At 30.6% G+C, this 22,293-nt stretch carries 23 protein-coding genes; all 23 read right to left on the reverse strand.

Features of this window, described 5'->3' with window-relative positions; all coding sequences use genetic code 11:
- Positions 1–164 precede the first annotated feature (164 nt).
- Positions 165–1,361 carry a D-alanyl-D-alanine carboxypeptidase family protein gene (locus B3086_RS08650; RefSeq protein ID WP_346880618.1) on the reverse strand — a complete coding sequence of 399 codons (1,197 nt, stop codon included), beginning with the start codon at positions 1,359–1,361 and terminating at the stop codon, positions 165–167.
- Between the two features lie 208 nt (positions 1,362–1,569).
- The gene (locus B3086_RS08655) at positions 1,570–2,874 is read right to left on the reverse strand and encodes a pyrimidine-nucleoside phosphorylase (RefSeq protein WP_346847965.1); all 1,305 of its coding nucleotides are present in this window, start codon (positions 2,872–2,874) and stop codon (positions 1,570–1,572) included.
- A gap of 55 nt (positions 2,875–2,929) precedes the next feature.
- Entirely contained in the window at positions 2,930–3,745 is an 816-nt protein-coding gene (locus B3086_RS08660) for a purine-nucleoside phosphorylase (protein ID WP_346877414.1), read from the reverse strand.
- A 248-nt stretch (positions 3,746–3,993) separates the two neighbouring features.
- Complete coding sequence (locus tag B3086_RS08665) at positions 3,994–5,166, reverse strand: phosphopentomutase (RefSeq protein ID WP_346847964.1); 1,173 nt, start codon at positions 5,164–5,166, stop codon at positions 3,994–3,996.
- A 195-nt stretch (positions 5,167–5,361) separates the two neighbouring features.
- Positions 5,362–5,580, reverse strand: a complete 219-nt coding sequence (locus B3086_RS08670; RefSeq protein WP_346847963.1) for a hypothetical protein — start codon at positions 5,578–5,580, stop codon at positions 5,362–5,364.
- Between the two features lie 4 nt (positions 5,581–5,584).
- Complete coding sequence (gene spoIIM / locus B3086_RS08675) at positions 5,585–6,223, reverse strand: stage II sporulation protein M (protein WP_346847962.1); 639 nt, start codon at positions 6,221–6,223, stop codon at positions 5,585–5,587.
- Between the two features lie 80 nt (positions 6,224–6,303).
- A complete protein-coding gene (locus B3086_RS08680) occupies positions 6,304–6,822 on the reverse strand; it encodes an NUDIX hydrolase (protein WP_346847961.1) in 519 nt (172 codons plus the stop codon).
- Between the two features lie 182 nt (positions 6,823–7,004).
- Complete coding sequence (gene spo0A / locus B3086_RS08685; protein ID WP_150844952.1) at positions 7,005–7,838, reverse strand: sporulation transcription factor Spo0A; 834 nt, start codon at positions 7,836–7,838, stop codon at positions 7,005–7,007.
- 252 nt (positions 7,839–8,090) lie between these two features.
- Entirely contained in the window at positions 8,091–9,245 is a 1,155-nt protein-coding gene (gene spoIVB / locus B3086_RS08690) for a SpoIVB peptidase (protein ID WP_414632284.1), read from the reverse strand.
- Positions 9,246–9,481: 236 nt separating this feature from the next.
- Positions 9,482–11,179 (reverse strand): DNA repair protein RecN, encoded by a 1,698-nt coding sequence (gene recN, locus B3086_RS08695; RefSeq protein ID WP_346847959.1) that lies wholly within the window; start codon positions 11,177–11,179, stop codon positions 9,482–9,484.
- A 16-nt stretch (positions 11,180–11,195) separates the two neighbouring features.
- Entirely contained in the window at positions 11,196–11,645 is a 450-nt protein-coding gene (locus B3086_RS08700; protein ID WP_346847958.1) for an arginine repressor, read from the reverse strand.
- Complete coding sequence (locus B3086_RS08705; protein WP_346847957.1) at positions 11,626–12,495, reverse strand: NAD(+)/NADH kinase; 870 nt, start codon at positions 12,493–12,495, stop codon at positions 11,626–11,628. Before B3086_RS08705 ends, B3086_RS08700 begins: the two co-directional genes overlap by 20 nt.
- On the reverse strand, positions 12,492–13,316 hold the full coding sequence (locus tag B3086_RS08710) for a TlyA family RNA methyltransferase (RefSeq protein WP_346877413.1): 825 nt from the start codon (positions 13,314–13,316) through the stop codon (positions 12,492–12,494). The genes B3086_RS08705 and B3086_RS08710 overlap by 4 nt, the downstream gene beginning before the upstream one ends.
- Before the next feature lie 2 nt (positions 13,317–13,318).
- A complete protein-coding gene (dxs, locus tag B3086_RS08715; RefSeq protein WP_346847955.1) occupies positions 13,319–15,196 on the reverse strand; it encodes a 1-deoxy-D-xylulose-5-phosphate synthase in 1,878 nt (625 codons plus the stop codon).
- A 5-nt stretch (positions 15,197–15,201) separates the two neighbouring features.
- Positions 15,202–15,786 (reverse strand): hypothetical protein, encoded by a 585-nt coding sequence (locus tag B3086_RS08720; RefSeq protein ID WP_346847954.1) that lies wholly within the window; start codon positions 15,784–15,786, stop codon positions 15,202–15,204.
- A gap of 857 nt (positions 15,787–16,643) precedes the next feature.
- Positions 16,644–17,510, reverse strand: coding sequence for a polyprenyl synthetase family protein (locus tag B3086_RS08725; protein ID WP_346878743.1), 867 nt, complete (start codon positions 17,508–17,510; stop codon positions 16,644–16,646).
- Positions 17,511–17,533: 23 nt separating this feature from the next.
- Complete coding sequence (xseB, locus tag B3086_RS08730) at positions 17,534–17,752, reverse strand: exodeoxyribonuclease VII small subunit (RefSeq protein WP_035129370.1); 219 nt, start codon at positions 17,750–17,752, stop codon at positions 17,534–17,536.
- 1 nt (position 17,753) lies between these two features.
- The gene (gene xseA / locus B3086_RS08735) at positions 17,754–18,956 is read right to left on the reverse strand and encodes an exodeoxyribonuclease VII large subunit (protein WP_346893207.1); all 1,203 of its coding nucleotides are present in this window, start codon (positions 18,954–18,956) and stop codon (positions 17,754–17,756) included.
- A complete protein-coding gene (locus tag B3086_RS08740; protein WP_346893209.1) occupies positions 18,946–19,791 on the reverse strand; it encodes a bifunctional 5,10-methylenetetrahydrofolate dehydrogenase/5,10-methenyltetrahydrofolate cyclohydrolase in 846 nt (281 codons plus the stop codon). Before B3086_RS08740 ends, xseA begins: the two co-directional genes overlap by 11 nt.
- An 8-nt stretch (positions 19,792–19,799) precedes the next feature.
- A complete protein-coding gene (gene nusB / locus B3086_RS08745) occupies positions 19,800–20,201 on the reverse strand; it encodes a transcription antitermination factor NusB (protein ID WP_346847950.1) in 402 nt (133 codons plus the stop codon).
- 235 nt (positions 20,202–20,436) lie between these two features.
- Positions 20,437–20,835, reverse strand: a complete 399-nt coding sequence (locus tag B3086_RS08750; RefSeq protein ID WP_035129363.1) for an Asp23/Gls24 family envelope stress response protein — start codon at positions 20,833–20,835, stop codon at positions 20,437–20,439.
- A 187-nt stretch (positions 20,836–21,022) separates the two neighbouring features.
- Positions 21,023–21,511, reverse strand: coding sequence for a SpoIIIAH-like family protein (locus tag B3086_RS08755; RefSeq protein WP_346847949.1), 489 nt, complete (start codon positions 21,509–21,511; stop codon positions 21,023–21,025).
- 42 nt (positions 21,512–21,553) lie between these two features.
- Entirely contained in the window at positions 21,554–22,258 is a 705-nt protein-coding gene (gene spoIIIAG, locus B3086_RS08760) for a stage III sporulation protein AG (protein WP_346890901.1), read from the reverse strand.
- Between the last annotated feature and the right edge of the window lie 35 nt (positions 22,259–22,293).

Below are 22,293 nucleotides of genomic sequence, written 5' to 3' on the forward strand. Positions count from 1 at the left end.
AAAAATTTTAGAGTGACTTTTTATATCAGCATTATACATTTGGGGTTGTATATTGTAACTGATAACTATAGCATTAAACTGAATTTTAAATTAACCTTTATATATATTTTTTACAGATATTTATTTTTTATTCTATATTATTAATATTTAAAGATTTAATATACTTATATTGAATGATCAAATATATTTGAAAATATATCTTTAACATTTTTAAAGAACTGAGATTGTTTTACTTCCCTATCACTATATAATTCTACTTTTCCTAGTAATTCATCTCCATTATAAACTTCACAATATCCAACAACATCACCAGCATTTATTTTTTTCAGTTCAGGATTAATATTTACTTTCTTTGTTAATTCTTCCTCAGTGCCTTTTTCTATGGTTACTTTTAAATCATCTTTTGCTTTTGCTATAAAGAAAGAATCACCTTTTTTATTTAATGGTATTTGTTGCACATCTACATCTTTAGCTACTATAGTTTTACTTTGGTATTTAGAAAATCCAAAATCCATAAGCTTACTCGCATCTGCATTTCTTTGTTTATATGTAGGTGCTCCCATTATTACTGCAAGCATCCTTACATTGTCTCTAGTTGATGTAGCAGATATACAATACATAGCTTCTTGTGTAAATCCTGTTTTTAGTCCATCACACCCTTTGTAAAATCTCACCAACTTATTATGATTAACTAATTCAATTGGTGTTTTTCTACCTTCTGATATAGTTTCCATATATATAGATGAATATTTTAATATTATTGGGTGTTTTAAAAGCTCTCTAGACATTATGGAAATATCTCTAGCAGTACTTAAATGTCCTGGAGCACTAAGACCTGTAGCATTTTCAAAGTGAGTATTAGTCATTCCAAGTTCCTTAGCTCTTTCATTCATTTTTACTGCAAAAGCTTCTTCACTGCCTTCTAAAAACTCTGCCATTGCAACTGCTGCATCATTTCCTGATGCTATAGCTATACCTTTTAGAATTTCTTCCACAGTTCTTACTTCTCCTGTGTCCAATATCATACTACTACCGCCCATGGATTTAACCTTTTCACTACAAACTATTTTATCTTGAAGAGTTATTCTTCCATCATCTAAGGCTTCCATAGCAAGTAGCATAGTCATTATCTTAGTAACCGAAGCAGGTGCAAACTGTTCATCTGCGTTTTTTTCATAAATAACTTTACCTGAATTAGGCTCTAATAGTATTACAGATTTTGCCTGTGGCTCAAATCCTATTACATTATCTGCAGGCTCATTTTTTATTTCATCATCAGCAAAGGCTGTTGGAAGGATTATAGCCTGCAATGAAAGTAGTACGGATAATAATAAAGTTAAAACAAATTTATTCTTTTTCATAACCGACCTCCAAAACAATTATTATGAGGTTATTTTTACCTCAATCTTAAAAATTATCCTAGAAATTTAGAAATTTTATTTTCTAAATTTCTTCCTATTTAGAGTTCCCTAATATAGAATTTATATCCTCGAGGTGCATATATTACTTTAAAAATAAAATGAAGCTATATAAAANNTTTTATATAGCTTCATTTTATATTAATATATACTAACTAATTACTTCATGGATTAGTGGTATGTCATTTTTATAGCCTTCAACTATTTCATAGTTTTTTAAGATACCCTCATTAGCTTTTTCAATAAGGCTTTCATTATTACTATGAATATATGCTATGGTGTCACCCTTTTCTACTTTATCACCACGTTTTTTATTTAAAACTATTCCCACTGCTAAATCTATTTTACTTTCTTTAGTGGCCCTTCCTGCTCCAAGTTCCATTGCAACTATTCCTAAGTTTTCAGCATGGATTTTTTTAACCACTCCACTATTTTCTACAATTACCGGTACTACATACTTAGCTTTAGGTAATAAATTTGTATTATCGATACAGTCTATATCTCCACCTTGAGCTTTAACAAACTCTTTGAGTTTTTCTATAGCTGCTCCTGAAGTTATAGTCTCTTTTAACATAGCTTCAGCTTCCTCCGCAGTACTTGCTTTTCCTGCTAACATTACCATACGACTTCCTAAAACTAAAGAAAGTTGTAATAAGTCCTCGGGACCATTTCCCTTTAATGTATTTATGGCTTCTTCTACTTCTAAAGCATTACCTATAGCTAAACCTAATGGTTGGTCCATATCAGAAATTACTGCCATAGTATTACGCCCAATATGTTTTCCTATAGAAACCATTTCTGTAGCCAATTCCTTAGCAGATTCTGTATTTTTCATGAAAGCTCCATCTCCAACCTTAACATCTAAAACTATAGCATCAGCTCCTGAAGCTATTTTTTTGCTCATAATGCTAGATGCAATTAAAGAAACATTATCAACGGTTGCTGTAACATCTCTTAAGGCATATAACTTCTTATCAGCTGGTGCTAAGTCTCCAGTCTGTCCTCCCACAGCAATTTTAATAGTGTTAACATTATTAATGAATTTTTCTGTTGGCATCTCCACTGAAAAACCTTTGAAAGCTTCTAACTTATCTATGGTTCCTCCAGTATGCCCTAGGCCTCTCCCTGACATCTTAGCTACTGGTATCCCCAATGCTGCTACCATAGGTGTAAGCACTAAAGTCGTAGTATCTCCTACTCCACCTGTACTGTGCTTATCTACCTTAACGCCTTGAATTTCACTTAAATCTAACATATCTCCAGAATGTACCATTGCCATTGTTAAGTCTGAAGTTTCTCTCTTATTCATCTTTTGAAAATATATAGCCATCAAAAGAGCTGATACTTGATAATCTGGAATTTCTCCCTTTGTATAGCTCTCTACAAAATAATTTATTTCCTCTGTAGAAAGCTCTCCACCATTTCTCTTTTTTAGAATCAAATCATACATTCTCATAAATCACACCCCGCTCTATACCTTTATATTTAATTTTGTTTGTAATGGCCCACTATTATAATTCTCTAACTATTCCTTTCACTAAAGAAACAAATTTTGATTTTACTTTAGCAGAAGTTTCTATTACTTCTTCATGATTTAATGGTTGGTCTAAGATTCCAGCTGCCATGTTAGTTATGCATGAAATTCCTAGTATTCTAAGACCACAATGATTAGCTGCAAGAACTTCAGGAACCGTTGACATTCCAACTGCATCAGCACCTAGTATTCTTGCCATTCTTACCTCTGCTGGAGTTTCATATACTGGACCTGTAAACATCATATAAACCCCTTCTTTTAATTCTATATTAAGAGATGCTCCAACTTCTTTTGCTAGTTTTAAATATTCTCTATCATAAGCTGTAGACATATCTGGGAATCTTGCTCCTATTTCTTCTTCATTTTTACCTATAAGTGGATTTGTACCTGCAAAGTTTATATGATCTGTAATCATCATTAAATCACCTGGTACAAAGCTAGTATTAACACCACCACAAGCATTAGTTACTATCAAGGACTTAACACCCAAATATTTCATGATATGGATTGGAAGTGCTAATACGCTCATAGGATGGCCTTCGTAATAATGAAATCTACCTTGCATCATGATAACCTTTTTACCTTCTAAAGTTCCGCATACAAATTGTCCTGCATGACCTTGTACTGTAGATACCGGAAGATTAGGTACTTCTGAATACTTTACTACCACCCTATCTTCAACCTTGTCAGCCATATCACCAAGACCAGAGCCTAAGATAATACCTATTTCTGGTTGGAAGCTTAACTTAGCCTTTATGTATTCTACACTCTCATTAATTAATTTAATATCCATTATAATTTCTCCTCTTCTTCACAGTTATATAATTTTATTTAGTTATACTCTATATTATCAGCTTATTAATTTATCTTAATGTTATTTGTTTGACTAGTTAGTTAAATAAATAATATTAACAACAAATTACAATATATTATTACCTTTAAGGAATTTATATATTGTAATTTGTGTATTAAAATTTTTATTATTCTTATTGTCTTTATATTTTTATACTATCTAAAACTCTTTTAAACCTAGATTACTAGCTATACAATTAAATCTTTGAAGCTTTTTCCTACTAAATCATTTTCAATATCAAGTAAATCTAATACAGTTTTACCTATATCGCAGAATCCATTTCTAGTTCCAAGATTTATATCTTCCTTAAGATTTCTTCCATATACAAGTACAGGCACATATTCTCTGGAATGATCTGTACCTTCTGTAGTTGGATCACATCCATGATCTGCAGTAATGATTAATACATCATTATCTCCTAAAGCTTCTTTAATTTCTGGTAATCTATCATCAAATTCTTCTAAAGCCTTAGCATATCCTTCTACATCATTTCTATGTCCAAATTTCATATCAAAATCTACTAAGTTTGTAAATATGAATCCATTAGAATGAGACTTCATCATTTGTAAAGTTTTATCAACCCCATCCATATTGTCCTTTATAGATACTGATTCTGTAACACCTTTTCCTGTAAATATATCTTTAATCTTACCTACAGCTGCCATAGGTAAGCCAGCTTCACTGACATACTCAAGAGCAGTCTTATTAAAAGGCTCTAGTGCATAATCATGTCTATTAGCTGTTCTTACAAACTCACCTTTTTTCATACCTTTAAATGGTCTGGCAATTACTCTACCTACCATCTTATCTCCAACTAACATTTCTCTTGCAATTTTGCACATATTATATAATTCTTCTAAAGGTATTACATCTTCGTTAGCTGCAATTTGGAATACACTATCTGCAGAAGTGTAGATTATAGGGTATCCAGTTCTTATATGTTCTTCCCCTAATTCCTCAATGATGGCTGTACCAGAAGCAACTACATTTCCTAAAGTCTTTCTTCCTATCTTAGCTTCAAATTCATCCATAATTTCTCTTGGAAAACCATTAGGATAAGTTTGAAGAGGTGTTTCTAAAATTACTCCTGCCATTTCCCAATGTCCTGTAATAGTATCCTTTCCTTTTGAAAGTTCACTACATCTTCCATAAATTCCTTCTGGATTTTCGCACTTAATAAGGTTTTCCACGCCTTCTATGGAACCAATTCCTAAAGCTTCTAAGTTTGGAATAGAAAAACCTTTAACATGTTTTGCTATATTACCTAAAGTATTACTACCTTTATCTCCATAAAGCTCTGCATCTGGAAGTTCTCCAATACCAACACTATCAAGCACAACTAAAACTACTTTTCTATCCATGATATACTTCCTTTCTTCTTAGTCACTGATATATTATATTTTACCACAGTTGTTTCAAAATATATAACTAAATAAAATAAATTATGTGTCACTGCTAAACTTCCATCTTTTTTAGCAATGGCACATAATATAATAGTACATTATTATTGAAATATGTCAATTTATTAGTTGAATTTATTTATCTATATTATTCCTTTATCTCAATATGGAATTAAATATATGAATATAATTATATAATATTTCTAAAGGTTTTATTAGTTCATTGCCAACTAAAATACTATTTTCATAAATTCCAGGTTTATAAAAATAATTCAGTACATAATCTAATATATTAGGCAGTACTCCCCCCATGACAAATATAATTATAAAGCACTCTGCGTATATAATTAAGAACTTTTTAATGTCATCTTTCATACTTTTATGCCCCTAACCCCTTTAGTGCAAAATTTATAAGTATAGGCGTTATAAAAGACTCAAATAAAAATCCAATGAACATAACTCCTGTGACAATTAAAAACATCATAGTATAATTTTTTACTGAACCAGTATTAGGTGAATATTTCTTTGTAAATTTTTCTTTTACTATACCTATAGAAAATTCAATAGATAATACTGATAAAAATATTAAACATGGTATATATATAAGGTTTTGTGGTAAAACACCTAAAAGTGATAAGAGTAATCCTTTTTCTTTTAATCCATATATAAAAAAACTAAAAGTAAATCCTAAAGAAAATCCTTTGTAAATATTAATCAAAATAATTATTGGAAGTCCTACCACTGTTAATCCCAAGAACCAAAATCCAATTATAATGGGTATATTATTTTTTAAAGTACCCATTAATATTTCTTTATTAGATAATCCATCTAAGGTCGATGATGATCCAAAAGCAGTTATATAGTTAATTAAGGTACTCTTGTCCACATCCCCCATATATTTAACACAATAGAGACCTAGAATCATCCCAGTGGCAATAAATAATATTGTTAATAAATACATCCAAATATTTTCATAAAAATGTTTATTAAAACTATCTATTATGCTTCTTAATGTCATACATATTCCCCCTTAGTTTATTTAAGAATTAATTTATATTTATGCCTAACCCAAGGGTAATATTCCATTTTGTTTAATTTTTACAAGTATGCTAAAGCTGCAATGGTCTTTCCGTCTATAACTTCTCCACTTTTAACCATTTCTTTAATTTTATCTATACTATATAATTTTACATTTATAAATTCATCATCATCTCTATTAACTTTCCCTTTATATAACTCAGTAGCCTTATATAAATATATATATTCATCTGAAAATCCAGGTGCTGTAGCTATTTTACCTAAGAACTGAAATTTTTTAGCCCTATATCCAGTTTCTTCTTCCAATTCTCTAATGCCACATAGTTTAATATCTTCTCCCTTTTCTATTTTTCCAGCTGGTATTTCTAAAATTGCTCTATCTAATGCTTTTCTAAACTGTTCCACAATAAGTATAGTATCTGAATTCAAATAAGCTACTATACCAACTGCTCCTGGATGTTCTACAAGTTCTCTTTTTCCCACTTTTCCATTAGGAAGTTCCACTTGTTGCACTTTTAAATTTATTACTGTTCCTTTAAACTTATATTCTTCACTAATAGTTTTCTCAAAAAGTTTCATCATCACCACTCCTCACAATATATAATAACCTATCATACATAAAATAGACACCTTCAATTTTTTCAAATTAAAAGATGTCTATAATTTTTAATTATATATTGTTGGTGTAAAAACAATTTGTTGCCTTAGCTTTAATAATTAATCGACTTAAATTTTACTATAAACCTAATAATATTAAACTTCTAGCATACTTTATTTTTAAGTCTTAGCTTGTCTGCTACCATTGCAATGAACTCTGAATTTGTTGGTTTACCCTTTTCATTATGAATAGTGTATCCAAATAACTTATTAATAGTATCAACCTGTCCTCTACCCCATGCAACTTCTATAGCATGTCTTATAGCTCTTTCTACTCTACTTGCAGTAGTATTGTATTTCTTAGCTATTGCTGGATATAGTTCTTTAGTTACTGCTGACAATAATTCTATGTCATTTACCACTAAAGTTATGGCTTCTCTTAAATACATATACCCTTTAATATGAGCTGGTACACCAATTTCATGAATAATATTAGTAATTTCTGATTCTAAATCCATAGATCCACTATTTGATTTGGGTTTAGCATCCATCATTAATGATGAAGAACTAGTTGTATTAGTAACTGGTGTTTTTCTAACTGTATCACTTGAAATTGAATTATTAAACATATCTCTAATTCTATTAGATAATACGTCCATATCAAAAGGCTTAACTACATAATAATCAGCTCCTAAAGATATAGCTCTTTGAGTTATTTTGTCTTGACCTACTGCTGATAATATAATTATTCTAGGCATTGGATTTAAATTCATTGTATTTAATCTCTCAAGAACTCCTAATCCATCTAAATGAGGCATTATAATGTCTAGAACTACTAAATCAGGGTTAGTTTGTTCAATAAGTTCTAAAACCTCTACTCCATCTTTTGCTACACCAACTACGTTGATGTCCTTTTGACTTAAAAAATAATCACTTAAAATATTGCAAAACTCCTTATTATCATCTGCAATTAGCACATTAATGCTTCTTTGCTCCATTCCACAACTCCCCTTTTTGTAATTTTTACCATATCATAGATATATAATTTCGACAAAAGTAATAAAACTCCTTCTACTACCTAAAAAAAAATAAATTTTTTTAAAATTCAACCTTTTCTTATATTATAACATCATTTTGAGTCAAATAAAAACAACCTATTGTAATTTTATATAAATAGATTGTTTTTATTTAATTATTTATGATTATTATATAGCCTTTTGTATTTTTTAAGTGTAATTGATAATATTTATTTATTTCCTAATGTCTGCTTCATTTATCATCCAATCCATATATATTCCATATCCTGTATCAGGCTTATTGACAAGAACATGGGTTACTGCACCTACTATTTTGTTATTTTGAATTATTGGACTTCCACTCATACCTTGAATAATCCCACCTGTTTTCTCTATGCACAATGGATCTGTAACTTTTATTATCATACTTTTACCATTTGGTTCTTGTTGATTTAATAATTTTTCTATTACTATGTCAAATAATTGAGGCTCTTCTCCATCTATAGTTGTAAGAATTTGTGCTTTTCCTACCTTAACTTCATCTTTAAATCCTACCTTCATAGGCTTATTATAATTATTGCATATTAAATTATCATTACCTTCTCCAAATACTCCAACAGGGGTATTTAATCTAATTATTCCTAAGGTCTTATTACTATCTGTAAAAATCCCCCTAAGTTCACCTGGACTACCTTTAGCTCCTTTCCTAACTGACACTATATTAGAATCTACAATTTCACCTTTCCCAACACTCATAATAGTATTGGTATCCATATCTGTTATAGGATGTCCTAGTGCTCCAAACTTCCCACTTTCTTTATGATAAAATGTTAAAGTTCCCACACCTGCCACAGAATCCCTAACCCATAATCCAATTTTATAGTTTTCATCCTTCTTACTGACCACTGGATTAACTACAAAATTCATTTCTTCGCCTTTTCTATTTACTGTAATTTTAACCTGCCCTCCCTTTGCTCTATTTACATAAGTAGCTATATCTTCGGCACTTTTTATTGTTTCATTGTTAATTTTTGTAATACTATCTCCTATAGCTATTCCAGAAATAGCAGCTGGGCTTTGAACCTTATTACCATCTACCTCAATATCTGACAAAGCAATAACAAGGGCTCCTTTTGTATTAATTTTAATTCCTAAAGGTTTTCCTCCTGGGTAAACCATTATGTCGGAGGTTTTAGCATAATTAACCTTTTTTAGACTAGTAGCTTCTGAAAAATTTAATTTATAGTCCATAGCACTTGAATAATTATTTATTGAAGGCACTGCTTCATTAAAATATCTATTAATTATATCAGTATAGCAATTTATAGATATTAGTATGAAGGTTGTAGTAAATATCAAGAATAAAATATTACTAAATTTTTTCATAATGCTTTACCTCCTGTAAAGAATGTTTAACTTTAATTTTCCCCTATGAGAAATTTTTATGTTAGAGTTCTTTTTCTTTTAAACCCAAAAAGATTTCCTAATTGAATTTTTTAGAACATGAAAATAAAACACTATAAACTAAAGTTATACTTAGTTTATAGTGTTAAACATTTTTATAGTATATATTCACATTTTAATTTTTATTTTTTAAAATTTATAATAAAATCTAAGAACTCTGTTTATTGTCTTAAATCACTTTTTATTTCTTTTGCTTTTGAAATCATCTCTCTTGCATTTTCAATAGTTATAGCCGTAACTTCGCTACCACCAATTATTCTAGCTACTTCTTGTTCCACTTCATCATCCTTCAGCTTCTTAACTTTTGTAAACGTATTTACTTCATCGCTGTTTTTTTCAATTAAATAATTCACATCTGCTAGTGCTGCAATTTGAGGTAAATGAGTTATACAAAATACTTGATGAGCTTCAGAAATAAGCACCATTTTTTCTCCTACTCTTTGAGCTATCCTACCACTTATTCCAGTATCTACCTCGTCAAATATTACAGATGGAATTTGGTCTTTATCTACAAACACAGTTTTAAGTGCTAGCATAATCCTTGATAATTCTCCACCCGAAACCACTTCTTCTAAAGGCTGTAATGGCTGTCCAGGGTTAGTGGAAATGTTGAACTGTATCTTGTCTCTACCTTTATAATTAAGATTATCTGTATATGCTACCTCTATTTTAAATCTACTTTTTTCAAGACCTACATAATCTAATTCTTTTTTTATTTCTTTTTCTAGTACTTCACTTATTTCTAATCTTAAATTATGTAATTCCTGTGCTATTCCTTCTAATTTTTCATATAACTTTTTCTTTTGTTTTAATAATTCTTCTATAATCTCTCCACTGTTTATTAATTCGAAATATTGTTCTTCTATATTATTTTTATACACTAGCACATCTTCTAAAGTAGGTCCATATTTCTTTTTACAAGCAGATAATTGATACATTCTAGAATTTATAAATTCCAATTCACCTATATCATAGTCTGTATTATCCTTTAAGTCACTAAGAGTTCTAGTATTATCCTCTAACAAGTAATATGATTCCTCCAGAGAATCTACTATGGATTTAACTTCTTCATGATGAGCTTCAATAGACTTAAGTTCTCTAATAACATACATTAAGGAATCTATAATAGAAATCCTACTTTCATCATTCTCTTTAAGTAGCATATAACTTTTTTCTAACGCCTTTTTGATTTTTTCTCCATTAGATAACATATTAAATTTTTTTGATAACTCTTCATCTTCACCTATTTTAGGTTTTATGCTATTAATTTCATCTATTTGAAACTTTAGAAAATCTATTTTTTTCTCTCTTTCTCCATCGTTTCCTTGAAGTCTATTTATTTTTTCTTCAACTTCACCATATTTTAAATAAAATTTATCGTATTCTTCAAGCTTATTCACCAATAAATCTTGGCCAAATGAGTCTACATAATTTATGTGCTTTGAACTATCTAATAAATTTTGGTTTTCATGTTGACCATGAATATCAATTAAAGTTTCACTAACCTGCTTTATTTTAGATAGCAATAAGGTTTTATTATTTACTTTTGCTATGGTTTTACCTGAGTGAAAGCTTTCCCTACTGAGTATTACTATTCCCTCATCAATAATATCTAATTCTTCTAAAATAGCCTTAGTTCTTTGATTTTCAATAGAAAAAACTGCTTCTACTACAGTTTTATCTTCTCCTACCCTTATTAAATTCTTATTAAATTTACCTCCAAGAACAAAGCTAATAGCATCAATTAATATAGATTTACCTGCTCCTGTTTCTCCTGATAAAACATTAAATCCCTTAGAAAAATCTATGGATAGTTTTTCTATAAGAGCAAAGTTCATAATATTAAGTTGTAAAAGCATTTATACCATTCCTCATTTACTTTATTAATTTTTCTATTTCTAATTTAAGTTCCTCGGCTTTTTCGTCAGTCCTTACCAAGATAAAAATAGTATTATCTCCAGCTATCGTTCCTGCAATTCCTTCTAATTTAAAAGAGTCAATTGCTTCAGCTGCAACTTGAGCTGATGCTGTAATTGTTCTAACAACCAAAATTTTATCTACTTTTTCAACAGATATAGCTGTATTTGAAAATATGTATGCCAATGCACTAATAGTTGAGTTGTTATTTGAATTTACTTGTGCATACTTGTATCTTCCTGTATGAGATAAGGTTTTAATTAAGTTTAATTCCTTTATATCTCTAGATACAGTTGCCTGAGTTACATTTATATTTTTAGCTCTTAATCTATCAGCTAAATCTTCTTGAGTTTCAATATCTTCATTTTTTATTATATCCAATATTATACTATGGCGATTTTCTTTCATATATTTTCTCCTCACAATCCATAGATCTTGAAATTATTTTCGTTCTTAATATTTTAAAATAATCATAATCCTTAAATTGAACAATCTTACACTTATCTTCAATTGTTTCAATTATCATCTCATTGTATTTATCTGATTCTAATTCTAAATGCCCATCACAGGTTAAGAATACGTTATCTTCATTAGTATTTAATATTATTTTTATCTTGTTATGAGGATCTAAAATAATCGTCTTTACTCCATTAGATATAGGACAAATAGGAGTTAAACTTATTAGCTCCATAGTTGGATAGATTATTGGCCCCCCCGCTGATAAAGAATAGGCTGTAGAGCCTGTAGGGGTAGATACTATTAACCCATCAGCTTTATAGCTACTATAAAAGCTTCCATCTACAAATATATTATAAGTCAACATTCTGCTTAGAATCCCTTTGGTTATAACTATATCATTTAAAGCTACATGGACATTTTCACTATCTTTTTTAGGAATAGTAACCTTTATCATCATTCTTTCCATGATTTTAAATTCATTATTTTTAAGTTTTTTAATAGCTTCACTAACTTCTGTTAGTTCTACACTAGTTAAAAAACCTAAATGGCCTATATTAACTCCAAGAATTGGTACTCCATATTTATATATCTTTCTTGCTGCTCTTAAGATAGTTCCATCCCCACCTAAGGTAACGAGTAAATCTAATTTTTTGTTTTCTTCTAGCTCCAATCCCTCAGCATCTTTAAATATGTGTAATTCACTTTCAGGAAATTCTTCCTTTATTAGATCATGAACATAGTTTAGTATTGTATTCTTCTTATCTTTAGATGAATTTATGTTAATACCTATACTCTTCATATATCCTCCACAGTAAGTTTTTCATGAGCATTTTTTACAATGTTTCCTATACTATTGCTGTTAAAATTTCCAATTCTATTAAAATCTTTAGTAAAATTAATCAGATATTCTATATTTCCATTAGGACCCTTAATGCCTGAATAAGTTAAATTTAATATATTAATGTGACTCTCCTTCAAAAAAGTTACTACATTTAAAATAACCTCTTCATGGATTTTACTATCCCTTACTACCCCTTTTTTAGAAACTTTTCCTCTACCAGCTTCAAACTGAGGTTTTATAAGTGCTACCACTTCTCCCACGTCCTTCAAAAGTGGAATAACATGAGGTATTACTTTATCTAATGAAATAAAAGATACATCTATAGATGCAAAATCACAGGATTCACCAATTTGTTCTATTGTAAGATTTCTTACATTTGTGCTTTCCATAGAAACAACTCTTTTATCCCCTTTAAGTTTGTCTGCCAATTGATCTTTACCTACATCTATTGCATATACCTTAATGACTCCACTAGTAAGCATACATTCTGTAAATCCTCCAGTAGATGCTCCTATATCTAAGCATTTAAGCCCTTTAAGATTTATATTAAAATCTTTAAGGGCTTTTTCTAATTTAAGTCCACCTCTACTTACATAGGGAATTACTTCCCCACACATTTCAACTTCAGCAGTTTCTTCAACTTTTAGCCCGCATTTTCTTTCTTCTTTTCCATTGACATATATTTTTCCAGATAAAATATATTCTCTAGCTTTTTCACGAGAAATTGCTAATTGCTTTTTTACTACTAATAAATCTAATCTAACTCTTTCCTTTAACATGCTTACTCCTTAGTTAAAAATTCCTCTACACTACTACAAATTCCTTCTGGGTCTAATTTGTTAAGATTATATAATATATTAACATCTCCATGCTGTATAAATTTATCCTTAAATCCTAATGTTAAAATATTATTCTTAAGTAACCCTTCCCTATTTAAATACTCTAATATCTCACTTCCAAGACCACCAGATATCATATTATCTTCTACAGTAACTAAATCATATCCTGACTGTACTAGTTCTTTTATCAATTCAGTGTCTATAGGTTTTACAAAACAGCTATTTACTATTGTACAATCTATATTTTTCTCCTTTAACATTTCTTTAGCAATAATTACATTCTGAACCATTTTACCTACTGCTATTATTGCCACTTTTCCAGATTTATTACCTAAAACTTCCCACTTACCTTTTCTAAAGAAAGTCATAGGTGAAAGTTTAATATTAGATAAGTCTCCACCCCTTGGATATCTTATAGCTATAGGATAGTTTTGTGTAACTGCAAACTGTAGCATATACCTTAACTCTTCAGTACATTTAGGACTCATTATTGTCATATCTGGTATGTGTGTTAAGTAAGATAAATCAAATACCCCTTGGTGAGTTTCTCCATCTTGACCTACAATACCCGCTCTATCTATAGCAATTACCACTGGCAATTTTTGTATTGCTACATCATGAATAACTTGATCATAGGCTCTTTGAAGAAAAGTAGAATACACTGCAAATACAGGCTTTAATCCTTGTGATGCCATACCTGCTGCCATGGTTACCGCATGTTGCTCTGCTATACCTACGTCAAAAAATCTCTTTGGGAATTCCTTAGAAAATCCCTCAAGTCCTGTTCCCTCTGGCATAGCTGCAGTTATAGCTACTAATTTTCTGTTTTTTTCTGCTAATTTTACCATAGTATCACCAAAAATTTCTGAATAGGATTTGCTAGCCTTTGAAGGTTGCTGTCCATTTTCACAATTAAAAGGTCCTACTCCATGAAATTTATCTGGGAACTCCTCTGCATACTCATAACCTTTACCTTTTTTAGTTATTACATGAATAATTACTGGGCCTTCTACCTGTTGAGCTTTTTTTAGTACCTTACTCATCTCTTTAATATCATGGCCATCTATTGGTCCATAATATTTTAAACCCATATTTTCAAAAAGCATTCCAGGAACCATAAGTTGCTTTACAGAATCCTTCATCTTATTTATAGAATTAATCATACTTTTTCCTACCTTTGGTATCTTCTCCAAAGTAGCATTTACATCACTTTTAACTCTATTATAAGCATTTCCCATCCTTAAATCATTTAGATATGTGGATATTCCTCCAACATTTGGTGAAATAGACATTTGATTATCATTTAATACTACTATCATCTTAGTTTTATTATATCCTATATCATTTAAAGCCTCCATAGCCATTCCGCCAGTAAGGGCTCCATCTCCAATTACAGCTACCACATCATGTTTCTCATTTTTTATGTCTCTAGCCCTTGCCATCCCTGCGGCTGCCGATATAGATGTACTACTATGTCCTGTATTGAACATATCATACTTACTTTCTTCTGTTTTAGGAAATCCACTAAGACCTTTATATTGTCTAAGGGTATCAAATTTTTCTTTACGTCCTGTTAATATTTTATGAACATAAGATTGATGTCCTACATCCCAAATTATCTTATCCTTGTTAAAATCAAATACGTTAAATAAACTCATAGTCAATTCAACTACACCTAAATTAGATGATAAGTGTCCTCCCGTCTTGGAGACTTGAGTAATCAGAAATTGACGTATTTCTTCTGCAAATTCTTCCAATTCATTTATTTTCATGTTTCTTATTTCATTAAAATCTTCATATCTATCTAAATACTTTGACATTTGCCTTAACCTCGTTTTATAAAATATATTACTTTTGCAACTGCATATAATATATTATTACTATTTGTAATTGCGAATTTTTTTCCTATTGCTTTTCCACCAACAGTAGCTCCTGCTATCATTGCACTAATACCAGATGCTATTAATATTTCAGAACCATAAGGGTAAAGTTGCAATATTTTTGCTACTATTACTACACCTACAGCTCCACTTATAATACCACACACATCTCCTACCACGTCGTTACAAAAGTTCGAAACCTTACTTGCATTTCTTATCATCTTCACTGCTATCTTTGCTTCTTTTATCTTCTTTGCAGCCATGGCATGAAATGGAATTTCATTTGCTGCCGTAACCGCTGTACCTATCACATCAAAAATTACGCCTAAAAAAATAATCAACACTAATATGGTAAACGCTAAGGAAGCATTAACCCTTGGAAGTGTAGATTCTGATAAAAGTGAAGCAGTTCCACTAATAATTATAGTATAAATTGTAATTTTAGTTATCCATAATGCTTCTTTTGTATTTTTTTTCTTACATTCTTTGTTTTTGGCTTTTTTATTCCGCCTACTACTATCGCTTTCCAATTTTACCCTCCAAAATAGATAAAGGTGGTAGCATACTAAGTAAAATTTGCGGCTTAGGTCTAGCAGGATTTCCCATAGAGTAATCAAGATGTCGCCATCTTGACGGTTTCCCTTTAATGCTCTATCTATAGTGTTTCCAACTACAGGGCTAGATTACCACTTAGTCCACACTGCAATCCTTAATATGCTTCACATGGAACAGTCTAGGAGATTTCCTCGACAGTTAGGTACTCTCTTATCCTCTTTTGCAACATGGGTTTTAGCAAGCAATAGCCCCATTACCCTGGCCGGGGTAACAAGATTTGTTCTCACCTCCACCCACCTCACTCAAGGCAGGCTACTCTGCACATAGCTCGTTTACCACAATGCAGGTTTAATCCAGTGCCGTACCGTGGGTATCTCTCCCAAAGCACAAACATTGGTCTCCACGATTGTAGGGTCGATGTCGCATGCCTTTGCGGTCGCCCCACAACCTTACTCCCAGCACAAGCCCACAACTGGGCGTTACAGGCCAGCACAAGGAACTTCATCGATGTGCCCTTCAACGGATTTTTAGCCCCGTCCTCAAAAGTACTTACCTGACTAGAATACTGCACCACCTCATTAAATTAATTATAGCATAACTATAATTAATTGACATTACTTTTTTTATTAACAGATTTCTTAGCTTCCTTGAAACTTACTAACAGAATTCTAAGTGTCAATTAATTTGATACTTAGAATTCGTTGTCCTTTAGGAGAAATCGTTATCCAGAGACGTACCAGCTCTTAACTCCCGATTTGAAAAAGATGGGAGTATTAGAGCTGGTAGTCATCGAATAAAGTTAAATGTGCTTAGAGTCATTTGTTTTAGTAGATTAGTATTCTCTCTCCAACAAAAACTTAGTTATATCTTCTAGTTCTTTTGTATCTCTTTCTATGCTATTTAAAAGCTCATAACATTCTTGAGTTAAATTGTTACAAAACTCTTTACACTTATTAATTCCATACATGGTAATAAAATTCGCTTTATCATTTTCTCCATCACTTTGAGTTTTACCTAGTAATTTCGAATCTCCTTCAACATCTAAAATATCATCTTTAATTTGGAATGCAAGACCTAGTTTTTCTCCAAAAGATTTAAGAGTTTCCAAATCTTTTTCTGGAGCCTCTCCCATTGTAGCCCCTGCAATAATAGAAGCTGATATTAGCTGACCTGTTTTATTCTTGTGCATCTCTAAAAGAATTTCTTCATTTATTTTTTGACCTTCACTTCTTATATCTATAATTTGACCCTTTATCATACCATCTATACCTGATGACTTTGAAATAATCGCTGCTGCTCTAATTTTTTTCAATTCCCCACTTAGACATTGTGAAAACATAACATTCATAGCCTCATTTAGTAAACTATCTCCAGCTAAAGTAGCCATAGCTTCTCCATACACCTTATGATTTGTTGGTTTACCTCTTCTTAAATCATCATCATCCATACATGGAAGATCATCGTGTATTAATGAATAGGTGTGTATCATCTCCATAGATGCAGCAAAAGGAAGGATTTCATCTATAATATTATTATACATATTATAAGTACAAATCATAAGAATAGGTCTTATTCTTTTACCCCCAACCTTTAAGCTATATATTATAGGTTCTAACATGGAACTATCACCAACATCTTTAGTTTTAAAATAGTTTTCCATCCAACTTTCTATTTTTTCCTTATAGATATTAATATTCATATTTAATCCCTCACAAAATACAATTAATCTTCCTGATGAAAATCTTCTTCACCTTTATCTGTCAATATCTTTATTTTTCCTTCTGCTTCTTGAAGAGTCTTATATAAATCACTATAAAGCTTCATTCCCTCTTCATATTTACAAATAGCCTCATCTAAAGTAACTTCTCTATTTTCCATTTCAAGCAATATTTCCTCTAACTTGAGGACCTTACTCTCATAAGTTTCTTTTTTCTTAGCCATGTTATTCCTCCACCTGTTCTATTTTAAATAGCCCATGACCATCTTTCATGGTAATCCTTACAACTCCATACTTTTTCAATTTTTCTAAAGATTCTATAGGCTGATTCTCTGGACTTTTTATAATGCTATACCCCTTTTCTAATATGTTTAATGGGTTATTTCCAATTAATCTATGGCTTATAACCTTTAATCTATTTCTTTCCTCTTGAAGCCTTAACTCCATAGTAAACACTAGTTTACTTTTTAGATTATCTAACTTATCATATTGATTTACCACATAATTCTCAGGGCTATATAACAATAATCTATTAAGCATATTATTAAGAATATTAAATTTATCATTAATATTCTTAATAATAGCATATTTTATTTCTTCTCTTAATCCATTTAATTTTTCCTTAAAACCCTCTAAGCTGTATACTGCAATTTCAGCAGCATGGGAAGGAGTGGCTGCCCTTAAATCAGCTGTAAAGTCAGCTATTGTAAAATCTGTTTCGTGTCCTACTCCTGTAATAATCGGAATTTTAGAGGCTTTAATAGCCCTCGCTACCTCTTCCTCGTTAAAGGCCCATAACTCTTCGATTGAGCCACCACCTCTAGCTAAAAGTATCACATCTACATCCTCAATATTATTAAGAGCTTTTATACCAGCAGCTATATCTCTACTGGCATTGATCCCTTGAACTAAGGATGGATATATTAAAATATCAATGTTTGGGTTTCGTCTAGTTGCTACTTTAATTATATCCCTTACTGCTGCACCAGTAGGTGAAGTAATTACTCCTATTCTTCTTGGCATGGATGGAATTGCCTTTTTTAAATTATTATCAAAAAGTCCTTCTTTCTCTAACTTTTCTTTTAATAAATTAAATGCAATAAAGAGTTCTCCTTCCCCTTCTACCTCCATAGTGTTACAGTAAAGTTGGTAGGTTCCTTCTTTCTCATAGATAGATATATTCCCAGACACTACTACATTCATTCCATCCTTAGGTATAAATGTTAAATTCATGGCTCTTGTCTTGAACATTACACATTTAAGCTTTGTAAAACTATCCTTTAATGAAAAGTATATATGACCACTGCTATGGATTTTTACATTAGATAGTTCTCCTTTGATATTAGAATTTTTAAGTATAAAATCATTATCTATTACTTTCTTTATATAGCTATTTACTGCTGTCACTGTTAAAATTTTACTGTACATTTTTTAACCATGCCTCACAGGTATTCTTCATAAGCATAGTTGTTGTCATAGCGCCTACCCCACCAGGTACTGGAGTTACTAAACTAGCCACTTCTAATACTTCTTCAAAGTTTACATCCCCTTTGACCTTACCTTCCACCATAGTAGTTCCTACATCTATAACTATGGCTCCCTCTTTAACAAAATCTTTAGTTACAAAGCCAGGTTTTCCTATGGCAGAAACTAAAATATCTGCTTTTTTACAAACACTTTCTATATCTATAGTTTTTGAATGACATATAGTAATAGTAGCATTTTCTTTAAGAAGTAAAAAAGCTGCTGGCTTTCCAACTATGTTGCTTCGTCCAATTATTACTGCTTCTTTTCCCTTTATATCTACTTGAGATTTAATAAGTTCAATAACACTCCTAGCTGTACAGGGCATGAAAGATTTTTTATCTTTATACATCTTTCCTAGATTAAAATCTGTAAGTCCATCTACATCCTTTTCTACATCAACAGCATCTAAAACTCTTTCTTCATTTAATGCTTTTGGAAGAGGTAATTGAATTATTATTCCATCAACATAATTATCTTCATTTAACTCTTTAATTTTATCAATAAGCTTATCTTCCGAAATATTTTCTGAAAACATTTTTGTTTCATACAATATTCCAAGCTCCTCACTTACCTTTTTTTGTCCTCGAGTATATGAAATAGATCCTCCATCTTCACCAACAATTATTGATACTAGCCTTGGAGGTCTTTTCCCTTTTATTACTCTGCTTGCAATTAATTCTTTAATTTCGCTTTTATGTTGAACTGCCAAGTCTTTTCCACTTAATTTTGTTCCCATAAATACACCTACTTTTTAATTAAATTATTTAACACCCCATTTATAAATGATGGTGCATTATCATCTCCATACCTCTTTGCAAGTTCTATAGCTTCATTAATAGTAACTTTGTTTGGAATATCTTCATCAAATAAGATTTCATAAGTTGCCATTTTCAGTATAGCTAAGTTCATCTTTGGTAATCTTTCTAATTTCCATTTTACTAGATACTTAGTAATAGTTTCATTAATTTGAGCTTCATTTTCAGATACTCCCTTTAATACTCTTATTACATATTCAAAGTCTATATCCTCTATTTTTTCCTCTGTATTTTCGCGAAAATTTTCAATAATGTCTACATAACTCTCCTTGTTAATTGACATTTCAAATATTAACCTAGTTGCTATCTCTCTACTTTTTCTTCTATTCATATATATACCTCCATAAAATATCTCTTGTTTGTTATTTATCCTAATAAGTTTTTTGTAACCTTTTATAAATGAATTATCTATATAAAACCACTTAAATGGGAGTTTCTTATGTATAAGCTCCTTATATCTTCTTATTAATATTATGTTTTTAAAATTGAAATTAAACTCCACATCATGACATGGATAAGTTAATTTTACACATGGAAACACCCTCTTCACTAGAGGGTGTTTAAAATTACTCTATTTCCTCTTCTTTGTTCATCTTAGGAAATATAATATTCTGCACGTTAATATTAACTAATGATACATTTAAACCTGTCATAGTTTCAACAGTGTTCTTAACATTTTTCTGCACCTTTAAACACATATCCGGTATCTTTATACCATACTCCACGGACATATGTAAATCTATTACTGCAGAATCGTTATCCATAGTTACTTTAACGCCCTTTGATATATTCTTTTTACCAGTGAGCTTTTTACTTATATCTTCTACTAATCCAGCACTCATACCTGCAACACCTTCTATTTCTGATGCTGCAAGACTAGCTATTACACCAATAACTTCGTCAGATATTCTTACTATACCAACTTCTTCCTCTGTAGGAACTTCATTTAATATATTTTCTTCCATAATTCACTACCCCCTTACCAGTGTGATTAATAATATTCATATTATATCAGATAACAATTTCTTTTACAAATTTTATAATAGAAATACTCATTATTTTTATATTACCCACTTTTATAAATATTACCCTATAAACATATTAAAAACAGCAGATTTTTACTCTACTGTTTTTAAAACAAAATATGTTTAGTTATTCAGCTACTTTTATTTCTATATCTTTTATATCAGCTTTACTCATAACTACATCTTTAATTTGTCTAACTTGTTGGTCTGAAAGCTCTCCTTCATGTTTAACTACCACTGTAGCCTTTTCCTTATCTAAAGTACAAAGAGCTTCTTCAAATCCTTGAGCTTTAAGTGCTAATTCAATTTTAACTTCTTTATCAGATTGAAGTGCTAAATTCTTATATTCATCAGCAGCCTCTGCCTTTTGATCTTGTGGAGTATTTTCATCATCTAATAAAGCCTTTAAAGTTTGAAGAGTTTTAGTGGCATTGTTATCACGTTGTAATCTTGCTTCTGTAAAATAATTTGCATTAGTTGATGCACTAATTGTAGTTCCATCATTTCCCTTTGTATCATTTACATAAAGTGGTCCATTTACTTGAGTCGCTAAATAACCTGCAAATAAAATTAATACTACTAGTGAAGAAATAATTATAGTTTGTTTTTTATTCATTATAGTTCCCCCCGAATTTTTTATTTATATCACATTTATATGCTACTTTTTCATAGGATATACCTGTACTTTATTATCTGAAAGACCAAATAATTTAATTACTGCTTGGCGTATCCTTAATTCTGTCACTGAATCCCCTGCTCCTTCAGCTACTACACAAATACCTGTAATGGTTGGATTATAAGTTTTTGTTATAAAGGGTTGTTGCTGATTTTCCTTGTTTTCCATAACTACTGTACTCCCATCATTTTCTTGTGTTATCTCCCTTTGTCCCCCACCATTGTCCTTTTCACTAGTAACACTAGTTGAAGTTTCTTCATTAAATACTGGTACCTGTTCTTGTCCACTTTCAAAGTAAATCATAGAATGGACTTTACCTACACCTTCTATTTTCTCTAATAAACTAATTAATTCTTGTTGCATCTTCTCCTTATAAGCCTTATCTACAGCTGAAGATGTAGTATCTGTATTCTTTTGTATTTCATCACCACCTATTGCCACTACATTAGCAGTTCCACTGTCACTTCCCTTTGGACTATTGTCCTTTGTAAACATACTTCCTACTATTAATAATAAAACTCCAACTAAAAATACTATGGCTAAATTTGTTAATAGATTAGAATTTATCACCTTGGGCTTTTTACCACTTTCTCCTATAGTAGTTTTGGAATCTTTATCTTGCTGTTTGTTCTCACCTCCTTTTCCCTTAAAAATATCTTCAAATATTTTTTTAAGATTATTTGACACTTTTATCCCCCCAAACTTCTATATAAAATTTATGT

Origin of the sequence: Clostridium sp. UBA871 (assembly GCF_002295255.1) — a bacterium.
Lineage (GTDB): Bacteria > Bacillota > Clostridia > Clostridiales > Clostridiaceae > Clostridium_J > Clostridium_J sulfidigenes.